The organism is Burkholderia sp. MSMB2157WGS, from assembly GCF_001532755.1.
Lineage (GTDB): Bacteria > Pseudomonadota > Gammaproteobacteria > Burkholderiales > Burkholderiaceae > Burkholderia.
Map to the genome: position 1 here is coordinate 1,317,095 of NZ_LPJG01000030.1, position 12,933 is coordinate 1,330,027.

A 12,933-nucleotide genomic window follows, 5' to 3' on the forward strand; every position below is an offset into this window, starting at 1 on the left:
CCCGCGCCGCTCAACGGCGCGTCGCCCGCACGACGATCTGCGCCTGCGTGTCGCGCTCGATGCGCTCGAGCGACGCGCGCAGCGCGGCAAACTCGTCCGGCGTGCACACCTGACGGCCGAAATCCGCCTTCATCCGCCGCGTGACCTGCACGACCCGCGCGGCCGCATCGAACACGTAATGCGACGTGAAGTCGACGAAACGGTCGTGCACGGCCGCATCGGCCGGCAGGTCGGTCACGGCGACGCCCGCCGGCAACGCGATCTGGCCGGTCTCGTCGAACGTGCCGCCGAGGCAGCCCCACGGCTGCGTGCGCACGGGCTCGGCCAGCCAGGTCTCGACCTGCGTCGCGATGCCGCCCGTCAGGCTCGACAGCGCGGGCAACGCGGTCGTACCGTCCGGCCATACGAAATGATCGAGCGTGCCGGTCACGGTCACGTCGAACGGCCCGTCGGTCGCGCGCCGGTCGCCGGTCGACAGTTGCACGCGGCCGCGCAGGCCGCTTTGCGCCAGGCGCTCGTTCGCGAGTTGCGCGATGCGGTCGCGCGACGCGCGGCGAAACAGGTTGCGTTCGAGTTCGGCCGTCCAGCCGTCGTCCTCGACATACGCCTGAAAACGCGCGGCGCCGGGCGGCGCGGCATCGATCGCGATGCGCGCGGTGCGGGCGCGCGGCTGCGTGGCCGGCGTGCGCGACAGCACGCCCGTATCGACCAGCAGCGCGGGGCGATCCATCACGATCGGCGGCAGGTAGCCGAACGCGATGCCGGCCGTCGTAGTATCCGCGTAGCGCCCGAGATCGGGCAGCCACGTGATCGCATGATTGATCGCGCCGCCGCCGTAGCCGGGCACCGACGGCAGCGTGTACACGGCGCCGAGATTGATCAACACCGGTTCGCTGCGAATGCCGACCGCCGCCAGCAACGCGCCGAACAGCGCGACATGATCCTTGCAGTCGCCGTAGCGGTTGCGCAGGATGTCGGTCACGCGATGCGGCGCGGCGGCCGTTTCGCCGAGAAACAACCCGACGTAGCGCACGTTCGCCTGCACCCAGTCGTACAGCAGGCGCGCCTTGTCGCGCGGATCGGCGACATCCGCCGTGAGCGCGCGCGCCAGTTGCACGACGGCCGGATCGTTCGCGCTCGGGTCGACCGCTGCGTCGCGGTAGCGCGCGGCGAACGCCGCGTAGTCGGGCAGCGTCGACACGACCAGCCGGTCGCCGTAGGTCGGGTAACCGACCGCGCCGCGCTCGATGCGATCGTACGTGCCGTGCCGGTAGTCGAATTCGTAACGCGTGCGGCCGTTCGCCGTGACCGGCGGCAGCGCGACGTAGCCGCGCGCATCCGCATACAGCGGCATGTCGGCCGGCACGTCGAAGATCAGCCGCTGGCGGTCGACCGGCTCGCGCGACGGCTCGACGTAGTAGCCGAAGTAGCCGCGATTGACCGGCTTCGTGCGGGTCTTGCGGAACGCGACGCGCGTGCTCGACCCGGCTTCGACGCCGGGGAACACGACGGTGCGCAGCAGCCCGTCCTGGAACGTCGGCGCGCCGGCCGAGCGCGGCTCCTGCACGTCGCGGATGCCGTCCGCGCCGACCGGATGCGCGACGCCGTCGCGGTCGATCGTCTCGGCCGCGAGCAGCTCGACCTTCTCGAGATTCTTGTCGAACCAGACGTAGCGCTGCGCGACCGCGTCGATGCCGTTCGCGTCGTTCGCGCGCAGCGTCGAATCGTCGTGCTCGTCGAGCGAACCGTCGTGCTGGATCACGAATTCGTGGACGTCGCTGACGAGCGTGACGGGCGCCGTATCGCCCGCGTCGTGCGAATCGCCGGTGCCGCGCGTGTCGGCCGCGGCCGTACCCGCGCCGAGCGCCACCGCGCATGCGAACAGGCAGCCGGACCATCGGGAAGGAAAACGCACCACGTCGAAGCTCTCCGCGCGTTCGTTGCCGGGTGCCGGCGTCGCGCGCGCGGGCGAAAGTCGTACCGCATGACGCGCGGATGACAAGCCACCCGCGTACCCGCCGCGGCGCCGTCGTGCGGCCCAGTGTGGGTGACGTACCGGCGAGCGTCAAGCCGCGGCGCGCAAGGCCGGCGCCCGCCGTAGCGCTCCGATCGACGCCACCCCGTCCGGCACAGCCGCCACAGCGCTCCGATCGACGTCACCCCGTCCGTCATCCCCGCCCCGCCCGAACGCGATCCGCATCGGCGTCCCGGTCGTGCGTTTTTCCCCGCAATTCGACATTTGTGCGCGCGCAACAATGGCGATGCCTCGCGCCTGGCGCGGCGGTCTTTAAAACCACATCTCACGAGGACATACCATGCAACTCCAATCCCATCCGGCATGCCGCCCGTTTTACGAAGCCGGTGAACTCTCGCAACTGTCCGCCTTCTACGAAGAAGGCCGTAACGTCATGTGGATGATGCTGCGATCGGAGCCGCGGCCGTGCTTCAACCAACAACTCGTCACCGACATCATCCATCTCGCGCGCGTCGCCCGCGACTCGGGCCTCAAGTTCGACTTCTGGGTGACGGGCTCGCTCGTCCCCGAGCTGTTCAACGTCGGCGGCGACCTGAGCTTCTTCGTCGACGCGATCCGCAGCGGCCGGCGCGACCAGCTGATGGCCTACGCGCGCTCGTGCATCGACGGCGTGTACGAGATCTACACGGGCTTCGGCACCGGTGCGATCTCGATCGCGATGGTCGAGGGCAGCGCGCTCGGCGGCGGCTTCGAGGCCGCGCTCGCGCATCACTACGTGCTCGCGCAGAAGGGCGTGAAACTCGGATTCCCGGAGATCGCGTTCAACCTGTTCCCGGGCATGGGCGGCTATTCGCTGGTCGCGCGCAAGGCGGACCGCGGCCTCGCGGAATCGTTGATCGCGACCGGCGAAGCGCACGCGGCCGAGTGGTACGAAGATCGCGGCCTGATCGACGAGACGTTCGACGCCGGTGACGCGTACCTCGCGACGCGCACCTTCATCGACGTGACGAAGCCCAAGCTGAACGGCATCCGTGCGATGCTGCGCGCCCGCGAACGCGTGTTCCAGTTGTCGCGCTCGGAGCTGATGGACATCACGGAAGCGTGGGTGCATGCGGCGTTCACGATCGAGCCGAAGGACCTCGCGTACATGGAACGCCTGGTGATGCTGCAGAACCGGCGCGTGTCGAAACTGCGCACGGTGTAATGAGAAGGGCGCCGCCGGCGGCCGGCGGCGCCCGTTTCCGGAACGACGCTCAGGCGATCAGCCTGAGCTTTCTCGTCTCCGCGAGCCACGCTTCGAACGCCTGCGCCGGCATCGGCCGCGCGTAGTAGTAGCCCTGCGCGTGATCGACGTCGAGCTGCTTGAGGAATTCGGCTTCCGCATGGGTTTCGACGCCTTCGGCGACCACCGCGAAATTCAGCGCCTTCGCGAGCGACACGACCGAGCGCACCAGCGCCTGCGAGCGCGGATTGCGGTCGATGGCCGAGATGAAGGTACGGTCGAGCTTGATCACGTCGAGCGGCAGGCGCGACAACTGCGACAGCGACGAATAGCCGGTGCCGAAATCGTCGAGATGGATCTCCGCGCCCAGCTGGCGGAACTGCCGCATCAGCCCGATGGCCGCCTCCTCGTCCTCGATGAAGCAGCTTTCGGTCAGCTCGATGTCGAGCAGGCCCGGCTTCAGCCCCGCGGCGTCGAGAATCGACGCGAACTGGTGGACGATGTTCATGTCCTGCAACTGCCGCGCGGACACGTTCACCGCGATCCGGACACCGAGCCCCTTCGCCTTCCATGCGGCGGCCTGCGCGGCCGCGGTGCGCATCACCCAGCGCCCGAGCGGCGCGATCAGCCCCGACTCTTCCGCGAAACGGATGAACTCGACCGGCGCGACGAGCCCGCGATCGGGCGACTGCCAGCGGATCAGCGCCTCGACGCCATGCACGTCGCCCGTCGCGATATCGACGACCGGCTGGTAGTGGAGCACGAACTGCTCTTCCTCGAGCGCCTTGCGCAGGTTCGTGTCGAGCCACATGTACTTCGCGACCTTCTGGTTCATCTCCAGCGAGAACACGCGATACGTATGCTTGCCCGCTTCCTTCGCGACGTACATCGCGGTGTCGGCGCTGCGGATCAGCGTCTCGAGCGAATCGCCGTGCTGCGGATACATCGCGATGCCGATCGAGCAGCTCGTGTAGACCTCCATCAGCCCGAGATGGATCGGCGTGCGCAGCCGCTCGAGAATGATCTGCGCGGTCGCTTCGAGCAGCGGGCGCGTGCCGTGTTCGAACAGCACGAGGAATTCGTCGCCGCCGAGCCGCGCGAGCGTCGCGCCGGACGGCAGGCAGCCGCTGATGATCGCCGACACGTCCTGCAACAGGCGGTCGCCGGTGATGTGCCCGTAGTGATCGTTGACGCGCTTGAAGTTGTCGAGATCGAGAAACAGGATGCCGACCTGCCCGCGCGTCAGCTCGCTCTCCTCGGCGATCGCCGTCCGGATGCGCTCGCTGATCGCATGGCGGTTCGGCAGCCCGGTGAGCACGTCGGTGTTCGCGAGCTCGGAGAGCCGCTGCTGTGCGTTGCGCTCCTCGGTGATGTCGATGCCCGAGCAGATCAGGAACTGTTCGTCGACGCCGCTGCCGCTCTGCACGAACTTGTTGCGGAACTGGAACAGGCGCGGCCCGTTGACCGTGTTGATGTAGCGCTCGACCGCGAACGACTGGTTGCTCGCGAAGAAGCCCGTGATGTTGCTGCGCGACTGCGCGCCCTGCTCGGGGCTCATGAACAGCTCGAACGCGCTGCGGCCGATCACGTCGACCTCGCGCTTGCCCGTCACTTCCTCGCACAGGCGGTTGAAGCGCTGCACCATCCCATTGCGGTCGAGGATCACGACGAGCGAATTCACTTCGGACACGACCTGCTCGGCGAACGCGAGCCCGTGCGACAGGTCGCTGGCGACGGACTCGGTATCGGAATAGGCGGACGCCGTGCCGGCCCAGTCGACCGTATTGACCTTCCTGCCGACGAGATGGAGGCTGACCGGGTTGCCGAACAGCACGATGTCCAGCACCAGGTGCGACGTGACGCCGGTCAGCGCGCGGATGCGCGCGGCCTGTTCGGTCGTCAGCGGGATCGCGACGTTGGTCAGGCCGCGGACCGCGGCCAGTTCGAGCGCGTTGCTGTCGCTGCCGAGACGCCAGCAGGGGCTGCGCGTACCGACATGCGCCTCGAGCACCGCGCTATCGTTTTCGTCATCCATGGACACGCCCCGATCCAAAAAAAAACGCACAGTGTAGACGGAGGCGAGTGGGCCGACCGCCTTCCCGGGCCGCGCAGTGCGCGTGCCCGGCAAGGCAGCCGTGATCGCCGTGACAGCGGGCCTCGTCCCGTACTTGTTTGCAGCTGATGCGGCCGGCGTTCGCGCGTGATGCGCGCAGGTTCTGCCTTACGAATGATGAGAGCCATCTTATCAAATGACGATGAAGATTGGCACTCACATTTAGAGAAAAGTGTCAAGGAACCGGCACTCGATTGGCAAGCCGGATTTTTCATGATCGGCCACTCGAGAACGGGCAGACGACGCGCCGCGCATCGAGAGCGGGTTGCCGGGCCGGAACCCGCGCCGGACGGGCGTTTGAGGCCGATCCGTGGTGACGGGGCCAGATCTTTGGCGAGACCGTGGCGGCAGGGGTCGAATCGCATGTCGCGATCCGCGTTTCCGCCATTTTTTGATTCCGCTCGCGCGTGAATGCGCCGCTTTATTCCACAGTCCTTTGCAATAGGCTTCACCCGCCCGCGCACCCGGCGCGGGGGTGCCCGCGCCGGGTGCGTCGCTCAGTCCGGCGCGCCGTAGCCGCCGCCGCCCGGCGTTTCGACGACGAACACGTCGCCCGGCGCCATCTGCGCGCGGCCGATATGGTCGAGCGCCTCGACCGTGCCGTCCGCCCGCTCGATCGTGTTGCGGCCGAGCGCGCCGGCTTCGCCGCCCGCCGCGCCGAACGGCGCGTGGATCCGGTTGTTCGACAGGATCGACGCGGTCATCGGCTCGAGGAAGCGGATCCGCCGCACCGCGCCGTCGCCGCCGCGCCAGCGCCCGGCGCCGCCCGAGCCGGCGCGGATCCGGTGCGAATCGAGCCGCACCGGATAGCGCCATTCGAGCACCTCCGGATCGGTGAGCCGCGAGTTCGTCATGTGCGTCTGCACCGCGGCGACGCCCGCGAAGCCGTCGCCCGCGCCGCTGCCGCCCGCGATCGTCTCGTAGTACTGGTACCGATCGTTGCCGAATGTGAAGTTATTCATCGTTCCCTGGCTCGACGCGACGCAGCCGAGCGCGCCGTACAACGCGTTGGTGATCGCCGACGACGTCTCGACGTTGCCCGACACGACGGCCGCCGGGTATTCGGGGTTCAGCATCGAGCGGGCCGGCACGATCACGGTCAGCGGCTTCAGGCAGCCGGCGTTCAGCGGGATGTCGTCGCCGACCAGCGTGCGGAACACGTACAGCACCGCCGCCATGCAGACGGCCTTCGGCGCGTTGAAGTTGTTGTCGAGCTGCGCGGACGTGCCGGTGAAGTCGATCTCCGCGCACCGCGCCGCGCGGTCGACGCGAATCGCGACGCGAATCTCCGCGCCGTTGTCGAGCGGGTAGCGGTATGCGCCGTCCTGCAGCGCGCCGATCACGCGCCGCACCGCTTCTTCCGCGTTGTCCTGCACGTGCCCCATGAACGCGAGCACGACGTCGCGGCCGAACTGCGCGACCATCCGGCGCAATTCGTCGACGCCCTTCTGGTTCGCGGCGACCTGTGCCCGCAGGTCGGCCATGTTCTGCTCGACGTTGCGCGCCGGGTAGCGGCCCGACGCCAGCAGCGCGCGCGTCTCGGCGTCGCGCAGCACGCCGGCCGACACGAGCTGCCAGTTGTCGATCAGCACGCCCTCTTCGTCGATGTGCGTCGAGTCGGGCGGCATCGAGCCCGGCGTCGTGCCGCCGATGTCCGCGTGGTGGCCGCGCGAGCCGACGTAGAACAGCGGCGCGTCGGAGCCGTCCGCGAACACCGGCGTGATGACCGTCACGTCCGGCAGGTGCGTGCCGCCGTGGTACGGGTCGTTCAGCATGAACACGTCGCCGTCGCGCATGCGGCCGCGGTTGCGCTCGATCACCGTGCGGATGCTTTCGCCCATCGAGCCGAGGTGCACGGGCATGTGCGGCGCGTTCGCGATCAGGTTGCCGTCGCCGTCGAAGATCGCGCACGAGAAGTCGAGCCGCTCCTTGATGTTGACCGAGTACGCGGTGTTCTGCAGCCGCAGCCCCATCTGCTCGGCGATCGACATGAACAGGTTGTTGAAGATCTCGAGCCGCACCGGATCGGCGTCGGTGCCGAGCGAGCGGCGCGTCGGCAGCGGCGTCGTGCGCGTCAGCACGAGGTTGCCCTGCACGGTCATCGCGGCGCGCCAGCCGGGCTCGACGACGGTCGTGCCGTTCTGCTCCGCGACGATCGCCGGGCCGTCGATCGCATCGCCGGCGCGCAGCGTGTCGCGCACATACAGCGCCGCGTCGTGCCACTGGCCGCCGGAATAAAAGCGCACGGCCGCGTGCGCTCGAGGCGCCGCGCCAGCCTCGCGCGGCGCGAGCGGCGCGAGGTCGACCGGCGCGTCCGAGCGGCCGATCGCCTCGACCGACGCGAGCTCGGCGACGAGCGGCGTGCCCGGCATCAGGAACGCGTAGCGCTGCCGGTACGCGGCCTCGAACGCCTGCTGCATCGCAGCGACGCTGCCGGCCGGTACGTCGAGCGCCGAATCGGTGCCCTGGTAGCGCAGGTGCACGCGCCGCTCGGTCGCGATCCGCTCCGGCGGCACGCCCTGTTCGAGCAGCGCGCCGATGGCCTCGTCGGCCAGCCGGTCGAGCGCCGCGTTCAGCGCCGGCAGCGACGCGTCGGTCAGCACGGCCTCGACCGCGCGCTCGCGCATCGCGGTCTGGTCGGCCAGCCCCATCCCGTACGCGGACAGCACGCCCGCGAGCGGATGCGCGAACACCTGCGTCATCCCGAGCGCGTCGGCCACGCCGCACGCGTGCTGGCCGCCCGCGCCGCCGAACGTCGTCAGCACGTAGCGCGACACGTCGTGGCCGCGCTGCACGGAAATCTTCTTGATCGCGTTCGCCATGCTGCCGATCGCGATCTCCAGGAAACCTTCGGCGAGCGCCTCGGGCGTCTCGCGCCGCCCGATCGCCGCATGAATCTCGTCGGCGAGCGCCGCGAACTTCGCGACCACGCCGTTGCGGTCGAGCGGCTGGTCCGCATGCGGGCCGAACACCCGCGGGAAATGGTCGGGCTGGATCTTGCCGAGCATCACGTTGCAGTCGGTCACCGTCAGCGGGCCGCCGCGCCGGTACGCGGCCGGCCCCGGATTCGCGCCGGCCGATTCGGGCCCCACGCGCAGCCGCGCGCCGTCGAAGCCGAGCACCGAGCCGCCGCCCGCGGCGACCGTATGGATGCTCATCATCGGTGCGCGCATCCGCACGCCGGCCACCTGCGTCTCGAACACGCGCTCGAATTCGCCGTTGTAGTGCGACACGTCGGTCGACGTGCCGCCCATGTCGAAGCCGATCACGCGCTCGAAGCCGGCCGCGCGCGCCGCGCGGACCATCCCGACGATGCCGCCGGCCGGGCCGGACAGGATCGCGTCCTTGCCCTGGAACGCATCGGCGCGCGTCAGCCCGCCGCTGCTCTGCATGAACTGCAGGTTCACGCCCGGCATCTCGTGCGCGACCTGTTCGACGTAGCGGCGCAGGATCGGCGACAGATACGCGTCGACCACGGTCGTGTCGCCGCGCGACACCATCTTCATCAGCGGCGACACCTCGTGCGACACCGATACCTGCGTGAAGCCGATGCGGCGGGCGAGTTCGGCCAGCATCCGTTCGTGCGCGGTGTAGCGGTAGCCGTGGATCAGCACGATCGCGAGGGCGCGCACGCCGCCGTCGAACACGCGGCGCAACGACGCTTCGGCACCCTGAACATCGAGCGGCACGACCACGTCGCCATGCGCGCCGACGCGCTCGTCGATCTCGACGACCGTCTCGTACAGCGCGTCGGGCAGCACGATGTCGAGATCGAACAGGCGCGGCCGGTTCTGGTACGCGATGCGCAGCACGTCGCGAAAGCCGCGCGTCGTCGCGAGCGCGGTGCGTTCGCCCTTGCGTTCGAGCAGCGCGTTGGTCGCGACCGTCGTGCCCATCTTCACCATGTCGACCCGCTCGGGCGTGATCGGCTCGCCGGCCGCGAGGCCGAGCAGGTGGCGGATGCCGGCCACGGCCGCGTCGCGGTACTGCTCGGGGTTCTCCGACAGCAGCTTGTGCGTGACGAGCGTGCCGTCGGGCCGCCGCGCGACGATGTCGGTGAACGTGCCGCCGCGGTCGATCCAGAATTGCCAGCGCGCGGCGTCGGAGGAAACGGGGGAAAGGTGTCGGTCGGTCATGATGTCGGGTCGATGCGTCGTTGAATCGAGGGACGAGCGCCGCCGCACGGCGCGCGTCGCGCCGCGTGGCGGTACCGGTAAAAAGGGGAAAAGGGAGAAAGCGCGGCGCAGGCCGCTGCCGCTTACGCGGCGTCGAGTTCGCGGCCGCGGGTCTCGGGCAGCGTCAGCGCGGCGACGATCACCACGCCGTACGCGGCGACCGCGAAGATGCCGATGCTCGTGCCGAGCCCGTATTGCTTCGACAGCGCGCCGATCAGGAACGGGAACAGTGCGCCGATCGCACGGCCCACGTTGTAGCAGAAGCCCTGGCCGGACCCGCGTACGCGGGTCGGGAACAGCTCGGTGAGGAACGCGCCCATCCCCGAGAAAATGCCCGACGCGAAGAAGCCGAGCGGGAAGCCGAGCCACAGCATCGATGCATTGGTCTGGTTCAGCGACGTGTACGAGAACGCGATCGCCATCGAGCCGACCGCGAACAGGATGAAGTTCGGCTTGCGGCCGAGGCGGTCGGTCAGGTACGCGCTCGTCAGGTAGCCGACCCACGAGCCGAGGATGATCATCGCGAGATAGCCGCCGGTGCCCATCACCGTGAGGTGCCGCTCGGTCTTCAGGAAGGTCGGCAGCCACGTCGTGATCGCGTAGTAACCGCCCTGCGCGCCGGTCGTCAGGAGCGCCGCGCGCAGCGTCGTCGTGATCAGCTTCGGCGCGAAGATCTCGGTGAGGCGCGGCGCGTCGGCCACTTTCGCCTGCGCGGCCTTCTCCTTCTCGTAGACGTCCGGCTCCTTCACGTAACGGCGGATCGCGACGACCAGCAGCGCGGGCGCGAGCCCGACGAGGAACAGCGCGCGCCACGCCTGCTCGGCCGGCAGCACCGAGAACAGCAGCGCATACAGCAGCGCGCACAGCCCCCAGCCGATCGCCCAGCCCGACTGCACGAGGCCGACCGCCCTGCCGCGGTCGCGCGCGCGAATCACCTCGCCGATCAGCACCGCGCCGGCCGTCCATTCGCCGCCGAAGCCGAAGCCCATCAGCGCGCGCGCCGCGACCAGTTGCGGGTAGTTCTGCGCGAGCCCGCACAGCGCGGTGAACACCGCGAACCACAGCACCGTGAGTTGCAGCGTGCGTACGCGGCCGATCCGGTCGGACAGGATACCGGCGATCCAGCCGCCGAGCGCCGACGCGAGCAGCGTGATCGTGCCGATGAAGCCCGCGTCGGCGAGCGAGATGCCCCAGGTCGCGACGAGCGTCGGGATCACGAACGACAGCATCTGCGTGTCCATTCCGTCGAGCATGTAGCCGACCTTGCAGCTCCAGAACGCGCGGCGTTCGCGCGGTTGCGCATCCGCGTACCACGAGAACAGGCCGCTGCGCTCGCGGCTCGCGGGCTCGGCGGCGGGCGCCGCGAGGGTCTTGCTTTCCATGGTGGTGCTCCTGTCGTGATGCGCCGTCGAATGGCGTGTGGTGTGTCGCGGGTACGTGGTGTAACGGGTGTGCGGTCGGTCAGAACACGGCCAGCGACGCGTTCGTGATGTCGGTCATCAGCATGTGGCCGGGCGTATGCGCGATCGCGATCGGCAGCTTCGCGTCCATCAGCGCGGTTTGCGGCGTCACGCCGCACGCCCAGAACACCGGCAGTTCGCCGTCGCGAATCGTCACCGCGTCGCCGAATTCGGGCGCGTTCAAATCCTCGATGCCCAGTTCCCGCGGATGGCCGATATGGATCGGCGCGCCATGCACGCCCGGGAACCGGCTCGTGACCTGCACCGCGCGGATCGCGTCGGCGCCGCGCAGCGGCCGCATCGACACGACCAGCTGGCCGCCGAAGATCCCCGCGCGGCGGTTCGCGATCGACGTGCGGTACATCGGCACGTTGCGCCCTTCCTCGACGTGGCGCAGCCCGATCCCTTCGCGGGCGAGCATGTCCTCGAACGAAAACGAGCAGCCGATCGCAAATACGACGAAATCGTCGCGCCACAGCGCTTCCAGCGATTCGACCTGCTCGGTCAGGCGGCCGTCGCGGTAGACGTTGTAGCTCGGCACGTCGGTGCGGATGTCGAGATCCTCGCCGAGCGCGTCGATCCGGAACGCGCCCGGTTCGCCGACGCCCAGCAGCGGGCAGGCCTTCGGGTTGGCCTGGCAGAAGCGCAGGAAATCGTGCGCGTACGCATCGGGCAGGATCGCCAGGTTCGCCTGGGCGAACGGGCCGCAATGGCCGGCGGTCGGGCCGCGGAACGCGCCGCGGCGCACGGACTGGCGGAATTCGGAAGGCGTCATGATGGTCGGTCGCGGAATCGGGATGACGTGGCGATGACGGTGGCGTGTCATCGGATACGGCGAAGAATAGAAAAGAAAAAAATTTGTCGCCAACGAGTTTTTTTGCGTCCGTTGTATAGAATTTCTTAACGGATCCGCGGGTTTTCCCCGGTCCCGTTCATTTTTCGTCGCCGGCAAGCTGCGCATCCACTGCTCGCCCGACCGCCATGAACACGCGTTTTCTCGAAACCTTCGTCACGCTCGCGAAGCTGCGCAACTTCCGCACGACCGCGGCCGCGCTGCATGCGACGCCGGCCGCGATCTCGCAGCGCCTGAAAGCGCTCGAGGACGAACTGCACACGGTACTCGTCGATCGCGACAGCCGTGCGTTCCGGCTCACGCCGAACGGCGAATACCTGCTCGGCTATGCGAAAGCCGTGGTGGAGGCGACGCAGGAACTGCAGGCCGCCGCGTCCGGCGAGCGCGCGCTGCGCGGCAAGCTGCGGCTCGGCGTGATCGAGACGGTCGTGCACAGCTGGCTGCCGCACTACATGCGGCGGCTCGCGGCCGACTATCCGCAGCTCGAGATCGATCTGACCGTCGACGTCAGCGTCGTGCTGCAACGCCGGCTGATGGCCGGCGAGCTCGACCTGATCATCCGCGTGGAAGGCAGCGACGAGGCGTCGGTCGTGTGCGACGCGCTCGCGAACTACCCGGTGCGCTGGATCGCGCGCGCGGGGCTGCTGCCGAACCTGCGCACGGGCCTCGCGCGGCAGGTGCTGCGCCAGCCGATCCTCACCTACGGGCGCGGCACCGCGCCCCATCGCGCGCTGGAAGACATCGTCCGCACGCTCGCGCATGCGCACGGCGTACCGCTGTCGGAGACGCGCATCACCGGCTCGCCGTCGATCTCGGTGATCGTGCAACTGGTGCGCGACGGCTTCGGCGTCGCCGCGATCCCGGTGCTGTTCGTCGATGCGCTGATCGCGAGCGGCGAAGTCGTCGAGCTGCCGCTGCAGCCGTCGCCGCCGTCGATCGTCGTGTCGATGTCGCGGCGGGCGGACGCGCCGCGGTTCGTGCACGGTGCGTCGATCGCCGCGCGCGCGGCGTGTCACGAGTATTGCGAGAAAAGCACGCGGTTGCTGGTCGAAGCGCTTTGACCGTGCAGCGATGGACGACGCGCGTTCGACATCGCCGCGCGAATCGCCCACAATCGCGTTCGGCGCGCCGCCAC

7 protein-coding genes are annotated in these 12,933 nt (G+C 69.1%); 2 read left to right on the forward strand and 5 right to left on the reverse strand.

Annotated features, from left to right (window positions below; translation table 11 throughout):
- Positions 1-10 precede the first annotated feature (10 nt).
- The gene (locus WT53_RS24380) at positions 11-1,918 is read right to left on the reverse strand and encodes a DUF3857 and transglutaminase domain-containing protein (RefSeq protein WP_060261915.1); all 1,908 of its coding nucleotides are present in this window, start codon (positions 1,916-1,918) and stop codon (positions 11-13) included.
- 397 nt (positions 1,919-2,315) lie between these two features.
- On the opposite strand from WT53_RS24380, the gene WT53_RS24385 reads away from it, so the two are divergent.
- Positions 2,316-3,179, forward strand: a complete 864-nt coding sequence (locus WT53_RS24385; protein WP_034205486.1) for a crotonase/enoyl-CoA hydratase family protein — start codon at positions 2,316-2,318, stop codon at positions 3,177-3,179.
- 49 nt (positions 3,180-3,228) lie between these two features.
- Here the strand turns inward: WT53_RS24385 and pdeR are convergent, their stop codons facing one another.
- The 4 genes from pdeR to WT53_RS24405 all read right to left on the reverse strand — a co-directional run bounded on the left by pdeR (position 3,229) and on the right by WT53_RS24405 (position 11,720).
- The gene (gene pdeR, locus WT53_RS24390) at positions 3,229-5,232 is read right to left on the reverse strand and encodes a cyclic di-GMP phosphodiesterase (protein ID WP_034205487.1); all 2,004 of its coding nucleotides are present in this window, start codon (positions 5,230-5,232) and stop codon (positions 3,229-3,231) included.
- Between the two features lie 575 nt (positions 5,233-5,807).
- Positions 5,808-9,446, reverse strand: coding sequence for a hydantoinase B/oxoprolinase family protein (locus WT53_RS24395; protein ID WP_060261918.1), 3,639 nt, complete (start codon positions 9,444-9,446; stop codon positions 5,808-5,810).
- Between the two features lie 122 nt (positions 9,447-9,568).
- Complete coding sequence (locus tag WT53_RS24400) at positions 9,569-10,867, reverse strand: MFS transporter (RefSeq protein WP_060261922.1); 1,299 nt, start codon at positions 10,865-10,867, stop codon at positions 9,569-9,571.
- Between the two features lie 79 nt (positions 10,868-10,946).
- Entirely contained in the window at positions 10,947-11,720 is a 774-nt protein-coding gene (locus WT53_RS24405) for a putative hydro-lyase (protein WP_034205490.1), read from the reverse strand.
- Between the two features lie 206 nt (positions 11,721-11,926).
- Between WT53_RS24405 and WT53_RS24410 the strand changes: the two genes are divergently transcribed.
- The gene (locus WT53_RS24410) at positions 11,927-12,859 is read left to right on the forward strand and encodes a LysR family transcriptional regulator (protein ID WP_034205491.1); all 933 of its coding nucleotides are present in this window, start codon (positions 11,927-11,929) and stop codon (positions 12,857-12,859) included.
- The last annotated feature ends 74 nt before the right edge of the window (positions 12,860-12,933 follow it).